The organism is Pseudoalteromonas sp. CO348, assembly GCF_004208845.1.
Classification (GTDB): domain Bacteria; phylum Pseudomonadota; class Gammaproteobacteria; order Enterobacterales; family Alteromonadaceae; genus Pseudoalteromonas; species Pseudoalteromonas maricaloris.
The window spans coordinates 69,159-84,993 of sequence record NZ_SGPI01000024.1 but is presented as its reverse complement, the minus strand read 5'-3'; the positions used below and the strand labels follow the sequence as shown (position 1 = coordinate 84,993).

The 15,835-nt window shown below is 42.8% G+C and carries 15 protein-coding genes and 1 pseudogene; 9 read left to right on the top strand and 7 right to left on the bottom strand.

The window, feature by feature from the left end; translation table 11 throughout:
- Positions 1-147 precede the first annotated feature (147 nt).
- A complete protein-coding gene (locus tag EXT48_RS12540) occupies positions 148-669 on the top strand; it encodes a cysteine hydrolase family protein (RefSeq protein ID WP_130126724.1) in 522 nt (173 codons plus the stop codon).
- A 43-nt stretch (positions 670-712) separates the two neighbouring features.
- On the opposite strand, the pseudogene EXT48_RS12535 reads toward EXT48_RS12540, so the two are convergent.
- Positions 713-866: pseudogene (locus EXT48_RS12535) on the bottom strand (IS110 family transposase); the annotation flags it as partial.
- Positions 867-1,129: 263 nt separating this feature from the next.
- On the opposite strand from EXT48_RS12535, the gene EXT48_RS12530 reads away from it, so the two are divergent.
- The 6 genes from EXT48_RS12530 (at position 1,130) to EXT48_RS12505 (ending at position 6,793) form a co-directional block, all read left to right on the top strand.
- Positions 1,130-1,288, top strand: a complete 159-nt coding sequence (locus EXT48_RS12530) for a hypothetical protein (protein ID WP_227387324.1) — start codon at positions 1,130-1,132, stop codon at positions 1,286-1,288.
- A 310-nt stretch (positions 1,289-1,598) separates the two neighbouring features.
- Positions 1,599-1,976 carry a MerC domain-containing protein gene (locus EXT48_RS12525; protein ID WP_130164656.1) on the top strand — a complete coding sequence of 126 codons (378 nt, stop codon included), beginning with the start codon at positions 1,599-1,601 and terminating at the stop codon, positions 1,974-1,976.
- Positions 1,977-1,999: 23 nt separating this feature from the next.
- Complete coding sequence (locus EXT48_RS12520; RefSeq protein WP_130164655.1) at positions 2,000-2,638, top strand: DUF1826 domain-containing protein; 639 nt, start codon at positions 2,000-2,002, stop codon at positions 2,636-2,638.
- Between the two features lie 12 nt (positions 2,639-2,650).
- A complete protein-coding gene (locus tag EXT48_RS12515) occupies positions 2,651-3,586 on the top strand; it encodes an endonuclease/exonuclease/phosphatase family protein (RefSeq protein ID WP_130164654.1) in 936 nt (311 codons plus the stop codon).
- Between the two features lie 205 nt (positions 3,587-3,791).
- Positions 3,792-5,765, top strand: coding sequence for a DUF2207 domain-containing protein (locus tag EXT48_RS12510; RefSeq protein ID WP_130164653.1), 1,974 nt, complete (start codon positions 3,792-3,794; stop codon positions 5,763-5,765).
- 125 nt (positions 5,766-5,890) lie between these two features.
- Positions 5,891-6,793 carry a DUF808 domain-containing protein gene (locus tag EXT48_RS12505; RefSeq protein ID WP_039492132.1) on the top strand — a complete coding sequence of 301 codons (903 nt, stop codon included), beginning with the start codon at positions 5,891-5,893 and terminating at the stop codon, positions 6,791-6,793.
- A gap of 50 nt (positions 6,794-6,843) precedes the next feature.
- Here EXT48_RS12505 and EXT48_RS12500 read toward each other — a convergent pair whose 3' ends face one another.
- A complete protein-coding gene (locus EXT48_RS12500) occupies positions 6,844-8,619 on the bottom strand; it encodes a sulfatase-like hydrolase/transferase (protein WP_130164652.1) in 1,776 nt (591 codons plus the stop codon).
- Positions 8,620-8,812: 193 nt separating this feature from the next.
- A complete protein-coding gene (locus EXT48_RS12495) occupies positions 8,813-9,553 on the bottom strand; it encodes a hypothetical protein (RefSeq protein WP_017217829.1) in 741 nt (246 codons plus the stop codon).
- Positions 9,554-9,960: 407 nt separating this feature from the next.
- Between EXT48_RS12495 and EXT48_RS12490 the strand changes: the two genes are divergently transcribed.
- Complete coding sequence (locus tag EXT48_RS12490; protein ID WP_130164651.1) at positions 9,961-10,827, top strand: alpha/beta hydrolase; 867 nt, start codon at positions 9,961-9,963, stop codon at positions 10,825-10,827.
- Here the strand turns inward: EXT48_RS12490 and EXT48_RS12485 are convergent.
- From EXT48_RS12485 to EXT48_RS12475, 3 genes are all read right to left on the bottom strand, one after another.
- Positions 10,819-11,994 (bottom strand): alpha/beta hydrolase-fold protein, encoded by a 1,176-nt coding sequence (locus tag EXT48_RS12485; RefSeq protein ID WP_130164650.1) that lies wholly within the window; start codon positions 11,992-11,994, stop codon positions 10,819-10,821. The two genes, EXT48_RS12490 and EXT48_RS12485, sit on opposite strands and share 9 nt — an antisense overlap.
- Positions 11,995-12,115: 121 nt before the next feature.
- The gene (locus EXT48_RS12480) at positions 12,116-12,685 is read right to left on the bottom strand and encodes a hypothetical protein (RefSeq protein WP_130164649.1); all 570 of its coding nucleotides are present in this window, start codon (positions 12,683-12,685) and stop codon (positions 12,116-12,118) included.
- A 30-nt stretch (positions 12,686-12,715) separates the two neighbouring features.
- Entirely contained in the window at positions 12,716-13,549 is an 834-nt protein-coding gene (locus EXT48_RS12475) for a DUF2306 domain-containing protein (RefSeq protein WP_130164648.1), read from the bottom strand.
- Between the two features lie 176 nt (positions 13,550-13,725).
- Between EXT48_RS12475 and EXT48_RS12470 the strand changes: the two genes are divergently transcribed.
- Positions 13,726-14,832: an AraC family transcriptional regulator gene (locus EXT48_RS12470; protein ID WP_240703383.1), complete on the top strand. Its 1,107-nt coding sequence runs from the start codon at positions 13,726-13,728 to the stop codon at positions 14,830-14,832.
- 7 nt (positions 14,833-14,839) lie between these two features.
- On the opposite strand, the gene EXT48_RS12465 is transcribed toward EXT48_RS12470, so the two are convergent.
- Positions 14,840-15,799: a hypothetical protein gene (locus EXT48_RS12465; RefSeq protein WP_130164647.1), complete on the bottom strand. Its 960-nt coding sequence runs from the start codon at positions 15,797-15,799 to the stop codon at positions 14,840-14,842.
- Between the last annotated feature and the right edge of the window lie 36 nt (positions 15,800-15,835).

Here is a 15,835-nt window from a genome sequence, read left to right as displayed (position 1 = left end):
TGCATATAAGTGGTGGGTGTCAGCTATTTAACTTAACAAAGTGCTAAAAGAGCAGGCACAAAACACTTGGCGTGCGTACATTTTTCAATGATTATAGCCAAGCAAATTTTGTCTTTGTAACAAAGGCGAGCCCTAGGAGGAAGTAATATGAAATCGGCACTTTTAGTCGTAGATGTTCAAAATGGAGTTTTTGGTTCCACCAATCCTCCATATTTATCTGAAAATGTAATAAGCAATATTAAACAATTATTGGGTTACGCTAGCTCATCTGAAATTGAAATTGTATTTATACAACATGAAATCCCGGGGGTGCTAGAGCCAGAAAGTGATGCTTGGCAACTGTTTTCAGATTTAACAATTAATGATTCTAGCTATAAGGTTCGCAAAAGAACTCCAGACTCGTTCCAAGATACAGACTTAAGAGGGTATCTAAATGAAAATGGAGTTGAGCATGTGCTTATATGTGGCTATTCAACAGAGTTTTGTATAGATAGAACCGCATTTAGTGCAGCCAATAAAGGCTATAAAGTTACTTTGATAGAGGATGCTCATACAACACACGGTAAGCCTCATTTGGATGCACCTTCGATTATTTCACACCATAATTTTACTCTGTCTAAGCATCCCAATATTGCTCTGAGTTCTACTGCAGCGTTGATTTCGGGCTAGCAAGAGATTACAGCGTCACTAGCTATTTTTAAGCTGTTGGCGCTTACCATATTACACCATCTTGTAGCATCGAGTTTAATATCACAACCATCTTTCTAATACTGGCAATGATAGCTACTTTTTTCGGTTTTTCGGCAGCCACTAACTGCTGAGATTGATTTTTTAAAAACAGGGTTTGACATCATCGCTACATACAGCGTAGCCCCCACTCAGATCAAGACCAACATGTATTTTGCTCACGCTTTGAAGTCGAAGTTACCATGGTTGACGGATGTAATACCGAATAAGGCGATGCTAGTTTAGGTATAGAGGTTATTCAACAAAGTGTTTAATAAATGTTTTTCATGTTGATTTTTTGTTTCTCCGCTGCCAGTATAGTCATTAGTAAGTTTCCGATTTGGAAACTTTAAACAATGATTATCGAGGAAATAAAATGAAACTAAGCCTTAAGAAAAGGAACATGAAAGTACTCAATAAAGACAATAGCCACGTTGTTAAAAATGTCACTTTGCAAATTGCTGGTGGTTATAATCGAGGTTATACAGACTTTTATTTTTGTGGGACAACGCATTGTCCATCTGCGTATCCAGAGTGTGAAACTATGGGGTGTAACGCGTAACCTTGCTCCATAGTTGGCGATTACTCATCAATTCATAGGTTTGTTCAGAATCTCAAACTTATGAATTGTAATTCAGTGCATTCCTATTTTATCAAACACCTTCCAAAGTGCCTTTGCGTTTACTTGCTACAACACAGAAAAATCACGACAAGTAGAGATTGACTCTCTGAGTGCTTTAAATATACGTCACTTTTATATGTTGGGCTTTGTATCGAACACTCTTTTGTAGTATGGCTTTTAACGTTTTACTCTTTTTTGGTTAATATGTTATATTGTATCAATTGTGGGCGAACATGACAAAGGAGAAAGCGTGAACGCAAAAGTACAGTCGTTTGGAGACAAAGCAGCAATTGGGTTATCTATGTTGTGCTTAGTCCATTGTTTAATATTACCTTTTTTATTAATTGTACTTCCTCCCTTTGCGGGGTTACTCGCGCTCTCTGATGAAGCTTTTCACGAATGGTTACTCATAGCCGTGCTACCCATTAGCGTATTGGCCCTTGGATTTGGCTATGTGCGGCATAAGTCAGGTCTTGTAGTGGGCTTGGGGTTAATGGGCTGCACATTCTTGGTGCTAGCAACTATTTTAGGTGAACAACGCGGAGAAACCTTGTTCACAGTGCTTGGCTCTATGCTCATCACCTACGCTCATCTTCGAAACTATGCGCTGCGTCGCAACTTTCACTAAATAAAACCCTATTTGGAGTTACTATGAATAGCCTTATGCCTATAGAGCCCTTGCTTGACGTGGATTCAGTGCATCATCAGCAGTCAGAACATGCTACCGTGTTAACCAAGATTTATGAGCCCAAAACCAATATTGTGATTTGGCAACATGCATTATCATCTGCTTTGAAAGCAGAGTTTGGCCGCTACTTAGAAACAGCAAAAGAGCTAGAGTTAGCGCTTCAAATTGCGACTAGCAAGATCACTTGCGAAGTCAGTGAGTCGTTAAAGCGGTTGAATTTTAGTGATGCGATGGTGGCGCATATTATTGAAATAGTAGATATGTTTAGCTGCCTATTTGAACTTCGCGTCGTTGGTTTACGGTTAAAAACGCTCGAGACTGCAATGTGCCCGAAATTTCATGTTGATAAAGTGCCAGTACGACTGGTGACTACACTCGCAGGCGCTGGCAGCGAGTGGCTTAGAAACCAGCACGTATCAAGGGATGGCAACAAACTGACTATTTCTCCTGAAGCTGACGCAATACAGCTTGCCTGTGGGGATGTGGCATTATTAAAAGGTGAGCGTTGGGACGGAAATGAAGGCCGTGGCATAGTGCATCGCTCACCAGCGGTAGTAACAGGGGAAAAACGATTGCTACTGACTTTAGATTTTATCGCCTAGATTGGATTCATTATGACAACAAAATTAACTGCATTTGTATTTAGCACTATTTTTAGCCTCTCGCTATTAGGATGCCAGTCGGAGCCTTCAAATATCGGTTCCTCCGCGGTAAGCGGCCAAGCAACCGTCGCTCCGCTTAAAATCGCGACTTGGAACATGGAGCATTTAGCATATCCATCGAGTGCAGGATGTAGGCCTCGTGACGAGCAGGAGATAAGCGCGCTGCGCGATTATGCAAAAGGGCTTAATGCAGACGTTATTGCGCTGCAGGAAGTCGCATCGGTTAAGGCATTAGAGCAGGTCTTTCCAAGTAGTGAATGGCAATTACTGATTTCAAGTCGAGCTAATAGCGCGACGTACGACTGTAGAGGGAGTGGCAATCTATCTACACAGCAGAAAACCGCGTTTGCGATTAGAAATAACCTTGTCCCAAGCAAAGTGGATAACGTGAGCGAACTTAGCGTGAATGTTGAAGGACTAAGGCATGGCCTAGTTGTGACCTTAGATACTCAGTTTGGTGAGCTTTCAGTGCTTAATGTCCATCTTAAAAGCGGCTGTTTTGTTGATAACTATTCGACTTCGGATAAAAAGGCTTGTCGACTGCTGGCAGAGCAGCTACCAGTACTTAAGTCTTGGTTGGAGAAACACGCAAATAGCAACATCATTGTGTTGGGTGACTTCAATCATCGTTTAAGCCATGGCGACAATCAATTTTGGCAGCAGTTAACCAAGCACCAAAATAGCGCCTCTGCACCTTTGGTAAACGCAACTAAAACACTGACAGGTTGTCACCCACGCTACCCTGTGCCGATTGACCATATATTGCTAAGCAACAAACTTGCAAACACGGTAAAATTCGACCCCAGCGTACACTTTTTTGCGGATATGTCTGAAGAGAAAATGCTCAGCGATCACTGCGCTATTTCGGTGTCAATTAGCATGCGTTAAGGCGGTTGTTCGTTGCACCAAAAGGGAGCGTATATAGCCAAAAAGTCAACCGGTGATGTGCAAATGTTATCAAGGTCTACTCGCCAAAAGCGGCGTTTTTAACGGTAACTTTAGTGTTGAAATTAGACCTTATTTGCTTTAGTCTGCTGCGCAAATTGAGCTGAGTTACATAGACTTAGCGCTGCGCATTCAAAGGATTTGAACAATGACTAAACGCTTTTGGTTTACCACGCTTTATGGTGTATTACTGGCAATCATTTTATTGGTTGTAAGCGCGCCTTCTCTGGCTTATTTGAGATTTAAAGATGCGTCGGTAGCGGATCCTCACTTCTCTCAGCTACAAGTTAATCTCGATATTAATAAAACGGGTGCACTGCAAGTTACTCAGCAAGGCATACTGCAAGGGGGAAACTTCGATTGGCAGGGGCTCGCGCAAACAATTGAGCTGGATGTGAGGTATCCAGATGGTACATACTATCTGAGCGATATCAGCGTTGACTCAGTAAAAATTGACGAGCAAGAAGTGCGTTATGCACTGAAGTATAACTACGATAGAAGTGCAGTAACGCTCGTAATAAGCAAAGAGCTGCTTCCAAAGCAAGGGCAGGCTCAGCAATTTGAAGTGCGATATCAATCAAAAAACCGTATGCGGTTTTATCCGACATTGGACGAATTGACTTATTCACTCTTTCCGAATGTAAATCTGAAAATAAACAAGCTTACCGTCTCGATTCTCTATCCTCAAACTGCAACGCTCAAGGAGCACCAATTGTTTGTCGATCATCTAAACAATGATGCGTTTGTGATACATGATGGGATGGTTGATGGACGTAATCAGCTCCTATTCGAGAGTCAATCTGAGATAGCAGATAAAGCACAGGGAGAAATCGCCCTCGCGTTTGAAAAAGGTGTATTTAAGGATAACTATCTTTACCGCAAAGTATGGTATCCGTTTAGGGTGTTATTTATTGCTTTGCCGTTTTTAATGCTATTTGCATTGGCTGTGTGGCAAACGCGTAAGCGCCTTCATGCATTGCCAAAACTTGCCGATGCGCTTCCCTATTCAACTCAACCACCAGACTTACCGATTTGCTTGGTAAGAGAACTGGTTGCTGCAAATATCGAACGCATGCTAACAGCAAAAGACGCGTTAGCTGAGGTGTTAAAGCTTGCAGTGGCGAAACAGTTAACGATTAGCGAACGGGGTAAAAACAATGATGAATTTAGTAATGTTGACCTAAAAAAGCTGCATCAAATTCAGTTAAATCCTGAATCGCCGAGTCAGCCAGAGGTGGTAGGGTTAAGCGGTAAACTGCAACGTTACTTTTATCAACAGCAAGACGTGCAAAACTCGAGTGGAAAACGCAAGCGAAAACGAGTGATAAAAAACCGCTTTGTTATTAACAAAGGAAACGAGGGGAGAACGTCTTTCACAGAAATAATATGTCATTATGTGAATAATGCCGAAGTGGGGAAAGCTCAGCATAATGTAAACTTTCTTGCTTTTATAGCGCCTATTTTACTTTGGTTAAGTGCTTCATTTGTTGTGATTGGAGTTGGTGCAGGCAATGGGTGGCAAGTGTTTGCGGGTAGTTTAATTGTCGTTTTATTGTGCACTTCTATATTATTAATTGCGGTGCTTATTGTAGAGATGTTCATAGAACATCGCAGCGAAGATAAAAAGAGCCGAGAAATGTGGCTTGTACGAGCGTTAATTTATATTCCTACCTATTTATTCTTATTATGGATGTGTGTTGATGGTGATGATGAGCTGGTGAATGGTACCAGTGTGGTTTTTCACTTCTTTTACCTAGGTTTTATTGCGGCTTTCTTTTCATTTATCGGGCCTTCCAAGCAATTTAAAGCTTGGGTATTGCAGTCTCAGCAATTTTATCAATACATTAAAATTAAGAGTCAGCACTGCTTCGCTGAAGGAGTCGAAAAAGCGGAGTACGAAGCATTGTTACCTTATGCATATGCATTTGGTTTGTTGAATGAATGGATAAAAGGGTATGAGGCTTATCTAACTGCAAAGCAGGACGACACTACGCCTTTGATCCCTTGGATCCGGTATAAAAAAATTACCGAGCCGAGAGAATTAAAACAACATTTAAGTTGTCTTGAAGCGGTCATGCCTGCAATATCATGTTCGCTGTATGATAGACAGCCATACACTTAGGGCGATTGATTTTTCAACTTTGTTTTTGTTGAGCGTTGGCATTTTTGCAAGCACTATATGCGCGTTACATAAACAGTTATTTGACAACCGCACTTGATGAATAACTTAAACCAAAGGAGAGTGCTATGCCATCTGCAAACTTACTTGCCTTGCTCGATGATGTCGCTGCGCTAACAAAATTAGCTGCAACTAAAACCGCTCCAGTGTTAGGAGACGATCTTGCCGTCAACGCAGAGCAACTATCGGGTGGGATCAAACCAGATCGGGAGCTTGCAGTGGTATGGAAGGTGTTTAAAGGCTCCTTGCTGAACAAGTTTATTTTAGTGCCCGTAGCCTTGGCTTGCAGTTACTTTGCGCCGTTTATGATCCCCATTATGCTAATTTTAGGGGCGCTGTACTTGCTGTTTGAGGGCGGTGAAAAAATTCTCCACGCTATTTTTCACCGTCAGGAGCAGCAGCAAGAAACCGATGAGTTTGTCAAAGCGCTTGAGGATGAGCGTGTTGACTTAGTCGAGTTTGAAAAAGACAAAATCAAGGGCGCTATCGTTACCGACTTTGTTCTGTCGGCGGAAATTATCATCATTGCGCTGGGGGCGATTGCTGATCAGCCTTTTGAAAAGCAAGCAATAGTCCTTTCGTTAATTGGGCTTGCGCTGACAATCGGGGTTTACGGAATTGTGGCCCTGATTGTTAAGCTTGATGATATTGGTTTAGCCATGATTAAGGACGTAGGTAAGACTACACTTGCGGCGATAAAACGTGGGGTGGGTAAGGGGCTGCTTTATTTTGCTAACGGTCTGATGAAGTTTTTGTCAGTCGCTGGTGTGTTGGCAATGCTTTTAGTTGGCGTTGATATTTTGGCTCACCAGTTCCACTTACTTGAAGAAATTGTTCACGCTATTGAAAAGCTGATCCCTGCAATGAGCTGGTTTTTGAGTATTATCGCCAAGCTTGGATTGGGGGCGGTGATTGGTGTCATTATTGCGGCGGTGCTGAGTCAGTTGCTGGCAGTGTTTAAAAAAGCATAAATAATCGCAAGTAGCCCGTAGATTTCAGGTCTACTTGCAGATCTTTTCGATTACCTTCTAATCGGCACTTGCTGGTTGACTGGCTTTTGCGGTGCTTCATTGAGGTTTTGTGGTAATAAACGTTTGGCTTTACGCTGCTCTCGTAGCGTAAATTGTAGCGCTTTTAAAATTCGCGCATCCAATGGCGTTTCGCAAAACGGGCTTAACAGGTTGTTCTCTTCCGTCGGATCTTCACTCAAGTTATAACACTCGTATTCGCTGGGAATGAACTGAGTGGTTGTTATTCCGTCTGGGTTGCCGACGCCAACGACATTACTCACAGACGCTTGCGTGGTAGGCTCATCGTTACCACCAAGATCAACTTGGTTCGGGTCTTGCTCATAGAATCTAGCGTTATCAAAATAACGCACAAACTTCCATTTCGTGTCACCGCTGATATCCGGTAGTTGCGTTATTACGGCTTCAATATGGTTCGGTTGGATAATACTATTGTAAGCTTTACCGGTAAGCATATTCGTCATATCACTGCCAACTTCGATGTTGTCATCGGTCATAAAGTAAATGGCTTCTTCTTTGGGCGGCGCTTCACCTAAAATAACGTTGGCTAGGTTTCTACCAACGAGTGGCTGTGCCTCACTGTGATCTTTAGCAAGCTGAGTACGAGTTTGCTCAATATCTATATCCGCTAGACCAAGCAGGGTAGGCAGTAAGTCGATGTGCGATGTGGTGATATCAAGCTGCTTAGGTTGATTGAAAAGCACAGGATTAGAAATAATAAACGGCACGTTTAATACTTCTTGATACGCGGTGTACCATTTTTGATGTAGACCGCCGTGAGCACCCAGTAGCTCACCATGATCTGAGGTAAAAACGACAATAGTATTTTCATAAAAAGACGACTGCTTTAATGCGTTAACTACCTGTTCTATATGCTTATTCACTTCTGCGATTAGGTAGTAATAAAACTGTCGATAGGTTTCATCTGGTGGTTGTGGTAGATACATATGCGGGTACATAAGCTGATAGTCTTTTTGGCATCTAGGCTTGTCCATTAAGCTTTCAGTTTGGCTTGGGGCTGGCGCAACACTTGGAAGGTTACCGGCTTCTTTTTCAGCATAAAAGTTGGAAAACCAATCTTTTTGTCCCATTAATACAATGTCATGAGGGTTTACGAATGAAGAAACCAGTAAAAATGGTGTTTGGTCGCCGTTTTGTGCCTTTTCTTCAAGTTGTTTAAGGGTTTCACAAACTTGATTGGCAAATCCCGGATCTCGAGATGTACCTGAATTGTTCTCTGCAGCGCCATGAGGTTCAGGACCTATCCATTGACTAAAGCCAAACTTATCTAGACGCTCTGCGCGCTCATAGAGAGCTTGTTTTGCTGGGTAAGGCTCTCCAGTTTCAGAGTTACTATACAGCGCTTGCTGACTTCCCGGCACGATAATATCCTCATCGGAGAGGTGCCACTTACCACGATAATAGGTTTGATAACCTGCTTCGCGAAACCAAGAGCCCATGGTTGGCACGGTATTGGGAGCCAGCCAGAACATGTTTTTATCAAATGACGACTTGCCAATTCCAGGTGTTTGGCTCACACCGTGTAGTGATGGATATTGTCCCGTGTAAATGGATGTTCTACTTGGTGCGCATGCCGTCGCTGCTGCATTATGATTCATAAATTCCATGCCACAGCGGCGCATTTCTGCCATGCACACACTGTGCTTTAGTCGATACTCTTTTGCTTGTGAATTTTCGTAAGGCGGAGGGAAGCGCTCTTCATCGGTGGTAATGATTAGAAAGTTCGGTTGTTTGCCATTAATCTTCATTACAATCTCCTTTTAACTTGCACAGGGCAAATGCCCACGAAGAGTGTAGTTGAAGATCCTTAGGTATTTGCGCTTTGTGTAATTTAATTGTTTTTTTATTTTAAATAATGTGTAAAAACAACGTTCTGTATTTTCTCAACGACGAATAGAAAAAAGGCCTTATCGACCTTTATATAGTTTTGTATTTGGTGAATTACCAGTCGCCTGGGTCGCCGCCATCTGAGTCGCTGATCTCCTCGTAAGTACCGCCAGTGTCAATACTCAGCTGTTTAAGAAACTGAAATGTAGGGGTACTAGATACCGACTGAGATGCAGATGAAACATCTAATACATACATCTTATCTTTATTAGCCAGAATATTTTGCACTGTGCCTGTATAGATTGTGGCATTGAATTGCACTGGTGGTAGCTCAAACAGGTATTTAGAGGTTACGCTCGTTTGCCAATTTGAGCCGCCACAGCTAGAGGCTGGGCTGTCATTTTCGCCGCCATCAGTAGAACCATACACTCTTAACAGTGCGCCATTAGCGGCTTCCGTTGAGTAGTTTGCTCTCAACTCATCAGCGCCATCACACATAGCTTGTGCAAGTGCAGTTAGCCCTGAGCACCCTTCTGGATCTAGTTGATAGAGTGCCATCATTGCCGCATTGAAACCGACAAACCCGTTAGTTAGGGATTGAATTTGACCGCCACTAGCAAACGTTTTCACATTTAGCTGTTGGCCATTAATTGTAGCATCTAAAAAGAATTTTGATACTTTTTGCACAGCTTGTTGTTTTGAGAATGAACATCGGCTTTGTCCATCTGGGCGCAACGTGTTCATTGAACTACTGCGATCTAAAAAAAGCACGCCATAAGATTCAGGCGCAGCGAGCGAATTGAAACTCGACATTGTGGTTGCCAAAACAATGGCAGATACTAAGATTTTCATCATCGTGAACTCCATGTCAAAAGATACTATTTGCATTATCTAATCGGAAAACCTCACGGCTGCGACAAGATATTGTTCAAATGGTGTAAGAAGTATCTGGCTGTACTGCTGATGCAGATACATGATTTGCGCAAGTAAAAAAAATGAACTTAATTGGTTGCAAATTTGTTGCGCAGCGTAAGGGTAGGGTAGATTCTAATTTTATCCATTACACCACATTACAGCGATAATTTATTTTTTAAAACATAATCTTATATTTAGGTTTGACGTAAATTTTAGTATTTTCATGATGTTATGTTTATCTGCCTGATATAATAGCGGTTGCGATTTAGTTTCTAAAAAATATACAGTAGGATGAAGTAAACAATACTCAAAAGTACGAAATAATAAAAACAATGACAGGAAGTTTTATGAAGCGATATCTCTTTTCTCTCTTAGGTTTAATTGCCATCGCCGCCGCTGGTTGGAAGTTTACCCAGTATCAGTCTCATTACACTTCAGATTATGTTGATGTAGTGTTGTCTTCACAAGTGCTTAATGAAGATCGAAAGGTCTTTATTCGCCTCCCAAAAGGATATGACAAGGCACATAGTTATCCACTCATTATTCGCACCGACGGCAACTTTAATCTCGCGCGGTGGGATGAGGTCCTAAGCAGCCTTGCCGAACAAGGTAGGGTAGAAGATGCCATTTTAGTGTCTATTCCCAATCAATTTTGGACAGAGACCCGCAACCGCGACTTAGTGCCGCCTTATGCTCGACAAGATGTTGCGATTGAGGCCCGTCCAGAGAGTGACAATGATCCTGCCATTTTTGGTCGTGCGGATCGTTTTTTGCAATTTGTTGAAAGCGAGCTGTTACCCTATTTAGAAGCTAACTACTCAATTAACGACAACCGCGTGTTAAGCGGGTTCTCTGCTGGTGGAAGTTTTGTACTTTATACCATGGTGACTAAACCTGTACTTTTTGATGGCTACTTTGCTTTTAGTCCTGCTGCGTGGTACGACGACTCGGTTGTCGTAAAAGAATTCGCAAAAAGCCTAGCCAATATTCAAGGCAAACCTAAGTATATTTACCTTTCCATTGGTGGTGCTGAGAATGACATCATTACCGGGTCATTTCATGGTTTATTAGATGCACTTGAACAGCATGCGCCTGCCAATGTGCGTTGGGGACACAGCATTAGCGAGGGCGCGGGGCATTCACAAAATCCAGCGGTTTCCGTGCCACTTGCCTTGAGTGAGTATCATCACTTTAGAAAAAATCAGTTAATGTAAGTGTTGCAATGCTTTGATTTCAGAGAGCAAATGTTTTTGTTCGCTTTCACTTAGCGCTTCAAGCTTAAGCATGGCTTGGTAGGTCTTTAATAGTGATGGCTTATCTCCTTTTTGCTGATAAGCCATGGCCAATTGCTGCAGTGCATTGAGGGACGCTGAGTTGTGCTGGCTCACAAAGCTGAACAGGTTGATGGCCGCAGTGAAGTTACGTTCGAATAGGGCGGCATTCCCGAGCGAAGTCAGCGCGCTGTAGGGGTAAGCCTTAAGTCCATATAGTGACTTAGCGATGGCGACATGATTTTCCAGCTGCGTGACACCGGCGGTCGCTACCTTCAAGGATGGCTGATAATGGTTAAAGAGGTGCTGCAGACCATGATAATAGCTCGGGTAGACGACGCTCGTATGGGTTTCGCCGCTAAAGTGCTGCGCTTTGAAGTCAATTCCATTTGGCTTTCGCCAAGCATCATTAAGACGTTGAAATGGCTGCGTTATGATTGCGCTTTCGTCTGCCATGCTGATGTAGATACACTTGTTGATTAACGCTTTTGCCAGTAAGTCATTTAATAATCGCTCTTTATCCCACCAAAGGCTTGGACTTGCCAACATCACACCATTAAATAAATCGGGCTTTTCAAGTAGCGCATAGGTTGCAAACAGCCCACCGAATGAGTGTCCTGCTAACGCGCGATAGCCTGATGTTCGATAATGCTTGTCTACGTAAGGGATGAGTTCTTTGTCGATAAATTGCAGTAGCATTTCTGCACCGCCTGGATTTTGCTGCCGTGTTGGACCTGCAAAATGTCCCAGTACCGCAAGGCTGCCTTTGCGATAAGGTGGGGTCAGATCTCGAGTGCGGTGTTCGTTGGTTTCGATGGCAACAATGATAAGTTCCGGTATTTTATGTTGTTGTGCCAAGAAGCGGGCCGCTGAAGCGGTATGTTCAAGATTGCTCTGGCCATCAGTTAGATATAACACTGGATAGCTTGTATTGCCTTGTTCATAGCTTGGTGGCAGGACGATATGAACCGTTCTTTTTTGCGAAAAATAAGCGGACGAAAGCTGCAGTGTCGAGTTCGGAACTGCTGAGTTATTAGCAACAGCGTTACCAATTGACAGCAATGTAAAAATAGCCGCGATAACAATGTGAGTAACTAACCTAGTTTGCATAACCGCTCGTTCCTTGATTAAAAATCATCGCTAATTTAACACGAGTCAAAACAACAAGGAACGGGTTATATAGCAGCGCCTAGGAATTATTTGTTTTGTCTTGAGCCTTTTAAGGTCACTATCACTCCATTCTTATTGGTGTTTGTGTCTTCTTGAGTAGTTTAGAAAAGATAGGTTTTAAGCAAAAAAGAGAAAACACTGAAACGATTGCCATCACTAAAATGCCAATTAGAGGAATAACATAACCAAAGGTAAAACTAGCACCGACCACGTGTCCCAATATGCATTCTGAACGGTAGATTGGATAAAATAGCCCAGCTATCAATAGTCCAAAGGCTGTATACATGGTGAAGCTTTGATAACCAAACTCCCAAAGGGCTGATTGCAACAAGCTAAAGAGTAACATCACAAAGAATGCGACCAAAAACTCAGTAGGAATAACCACGGGTGCTGTTTTTTTAATGGGCTCTGTGCCAATTGCTTTATGGAGCCGCAGTGCAGTAAGCCAAGCTAATACGGGAATTATGATAATTCCCCATGCGTTAGATACTGCCGGAAAATCATCTCTGTGAAGTAAGTGGTGACTGACTATGCCGCCGTTTAAATGTTGCCACATCAGCGTTAATATCACGAGTAAGATAGCCGATGTAATTAGGCCTTTGTTGATTTTGTTCGCTTTGACTGAAAGCATGTTTCTACTCCTAACTGATTAAACTCTAATTTAACTAATAAAGACGGCTGAAATGCGTGGCCACCACATCATGACAGCGGCCGCGCAGACGCCAATCGCGGTGATCACAAAACCTAGGCTCATCATCACCGCGATTATCCAAACCGGTGCGCTGGCTTTGGTTTGGCGTTTTGCCCAAAAGTAGAGTTCTGCGAGTGCCATTGGTAGCAGATAGCAGGCAAACGAAATAAATATATCGACAGGGCCATCTAAGGTTGCGGTATTGCCATTGAAGCCTTGGTTGACCATGTACCAACCAAACAAATAAAGACGAAACGTCCACACCCCATTAACCAAGAAAAAACTATGTACGGCATAACGTTGATGTGCGGCGATATTTTTTTGTATGGCAGCGCGCCAAGCAAAAAATATCGCAATGGGAATTAATATACCGTTGAGTGTTATCCCAATGGCACCAATATCGCTTAGCCTAAGACCGGTTACCCAAGTGAGATATAACCCAGTGAGTGCGCCCGAAATACCGAGAATAAAAAATACGCGTCCGTTGTAGCGGTGAAAGCGTGGAAAGTGTTTCCGCACCGCAGGAATAAGCTGTAATAAGCCGCTGGTGGCCAAAATCACAGCGGGTAAAACATGGCTAAAAAACATCTTGGCATCTTTTGTGTGTCCGCTCGCCGGTGAAACCGCTGCACTTTGCTCTGTGAGTCCCACGATAAGCGGGATGGCATATAGGCCTAAGATATAAACAGCAAACATCCATTGCCCGAGCAGTGCGACACATATCCAGCTCTTTACGGCACCATTCAATACGCTAAAGGGACTAAAGAAAAGCCCAGTTGTTTTGGTTAGATTGAGGGAAGACAAAATACTTATCCTTATAAATCAATGAACTTGATATATAAAATGACAAGGTTTTGCTATCTCGTCGCTTTGATTTTGAAAATCAAAGCAAAGAAAGTAGGCCGAATTTTAAAAATGCTGGTGTTAAGTTTACTTACAAAGTTAATTTGAATGCTTTTGGTGTGGCTGTTAGAGTTTCTGTGTCTACCAATATTCCTTCAATCACCATGACTATTGAAAATTATTACCTACTTTTGCTTAGCCTATGTTGCACTTTGGTTGTTGCTCAGCTTTTTGTAAAAGAGAAAAAAGCAGCACATTTACTCTTTGCTTTAGTGTGCGGCTCGATAGCATTGGCCACGACCAAAAAGCTGACTCAGGACTCCTTAAATGGATATCAGTATTTAATTGGCATGGGCGCTTGTGTGACCTGTAATGGGTTTTGGTTGCTTGCTAGGGCACTATTTAGAGAAAAACATGCCATTTTAAAAAGGCATGTTGTGTTTGCAATCGCCATTGCTGCCTTGGTCATATGGCGACAAGGTTATTTGTTTATCGATAGTCAATTACACATGAACGCTCGCGGATTTGTTGAGTGGCTTAACATTGCGGCGTATGAGCTTACCTTGTTGTTGTCATCTAGTGTACTCATGCTGGCATTTTGGGAAGGGTGCCGAGGGTTCTCACAGTCTCAAGGGCAAGAAAAAGCACAAAGGGTGCTATTTTTATCCGCTTATTTTATTTGCGTCGCAGGCACTAAACTAATCGAAAATCGCTTTGCCGATAATCGTGAGGTTCAAGAATGGGCAGTGACAAGCGCAGCTATCCTTATTATATTGACGGCGCAAGTGTTACTGTATTGGCGATTTTCATCTCAACATACAATTACATCCGTTAGGTGCGTTGAATCAAATGAGCCAACACAAACCGAGGATGATATTGCGCTCCAGCAACAGGTGGAACACTTTCTTATCAAGCAAAAAGGCTTTCTCAAAGAAGGGTTAAAAGTCGCTGACTTAGCTCAGCAATTTAATGAACCTGAATACAAGATAAGCCGAGTGATACGGCAAAACCTGCAAGCGCGAAACTTTAGCCAATTGGTCAATGAGTTGAGGGTTGAGCATGCCAAAGTGCTGTTACAAGACCCTGCTAAACAGCATTGGCCAGTACTTGTCGTTGGCCTGGAAAGTGGTTTTGCGTCGGTTGGACCATTTACTAGAGCATTTAAAATCGCTACGGGAACCACGCCAAACCAATTTAGAAAGCAAAATAGCCAAACGCAAGTGCTACGTGAAGCACAAGAGTAAGTGGCGATTAATCTAGCTTAGTCAGTTTGTATTGTAGCTGCTGAATAGGCAGCTCTATCGTCTGCGGGTCAAGCTCTGGCGTAATATCACTGACCGGAAAGACGTTATCTATTTCCACCGCATTCGCGATAGCGTTAGTATCGCCATTGGATAAAAAAGTAAGTTGGGTGTAATCACTGGGCTGTAAGTCATACCGAGCCAGCGTTGCCTTTAAATCTATGCTGTATTCGTATGCGGCTAATAGGCTACCAGCGTTATCGTTGTATCTGCAGATCCGCCATTGATAACTACTTTCGATAAACTCCAGCGCCCAAATCCCACCTTTATCTTGGATCATTTGTTGTGGTTGTTGGCAGGGCTGTGGTAGGGGCAGTAAACGGCTATGAGACCAAAGTCCTTCGTGGTTTTGGCACAATAAGTCGCCCTTACCAAGGTCGATAAGATGCGAGCTTAGACCATATTGGCAAAACTGGGAGGCGGGAATGAAAAAGGGATCGCTGTGCTTGTTAAGCGCGCCAAACACAATATAGCCCATTAATACCTCAGTGTTGGTCATCCAGCCAAGGTAAACATATTCATCATCTTGCCAGTTTATTGATGCGATTTTCCCCTGTTTAACGGTGTTAGTCAGCGTGAAGTGGTTGCTTTTACCATTAAATGTACAAGTCAAACTGCCTTGTGTAGCGTCGATGTTGCATGATTGCTGAACTTGCTCCTGTGATAACCGCTTTATTTTAGAATTTGGCGTTTGATGGGTTAGCGCTGAGGTGAACTTAGCCGCAGCAGACAACAGGCCGGTTTGATCTTGTTTAAAACGACATTTAGGCTGTATCTTTGAGGAACTGAGCACGACACTACCATCAAGTACAGCAAGCTCACAGCTATTGGCTATGGTACAAGCCGCGAGCAGCATAACGCCACCAAAGGCAATCCAAGTGTTTTGCAAATCACAATACTCATTAATCATCAGCTACATCCTATAAACATAGCTGATAACACCTTG

Bases quoted from the DNA above. Each gene is read 5' to 3' on its own strand.
- EXT48_RS12540 (WP_130126724.1), top strand. From the start codon at position 148: ATGAAATCGGCACTTTTAGTCGTAGATGTTCAAAATGGAGTTTTTGGT.
- EXT48_RS12530 (WP_227387324.1), top strand. From the start codon at position 1,130: ATGAAAGTACTCAATAAAGACAATAGCCACGTTGTTAAAAATGTCACT.
- EXT48_RS12520 (WP_130164655.1), top strand. From the start codon at position 2,000: ATGAATAGCCTTATGCCTATAGAGCCCTTGCTTGACGTGGATTCAGTG.
- EXT48_RS12515 (WP_130164654.1), top strand. From the start codon at position 2,651: ATGACAACAAAATTAACTGCATTTGTATTTAGCACTATTTTTAGCCTC.
- EXT48_RS12510 (WP_130164653.1), top strand. From the start codon at position 3,792: ATGACTAAACGCTTTTGGTTTACCACGCTTTATGGTGTATTACTGGCA.
- EXT48_RS12505 (WP_039492132.1), top strand. From the start codon at position 5,891: ATGCCATCTGCAAACTTACTTGCCTTGCTCGATGATGTCGCTGCGCTA.
- EXT48_RS12500 (WP_130164652.1), bottom strand. From the start codon at position 8,619: ATGAAGATTAATGGCAAACAACCGAACTTTCTAATCATTACCACCGAT.
- EXT48_RS12495 (WP_017217829.1), bottom strand. From the start codon at position 9,553: ATGATGAAAATCTTAGTATCTGCCATTGTTTTGGCAACCACAATGTCG.
- EXT48_RS12490 (WP_130164651.1), top strand. From the start codon at position 9,961: ATGAAGCGATATCTCTTTTCTCTCTTAGGTTTAATTGCCATCGCCGCC.
- EXT48_RS12485 (WP_130164650.1), bottom strand. From the start codon at position 11,994: ATGCAAACTAGGTTAGTTACTCACATTGTTATCGCGGCTATTTTTACA.
- EXT48_RS12480 (WP_130164649.1), bottom strand. From the start codon at position 12,685: ATGCTTTCAGTCAAAGCGAACAAAATCAACAAAGGCCTAATTACATCG.
- EXT48_RS12465 (WP_130164647.1), bottom strand. From the start codon at position 15,799: ATGATTAATGAGTATTGTGATTTGCAAAACACTTGGATTGCCTTTGGT.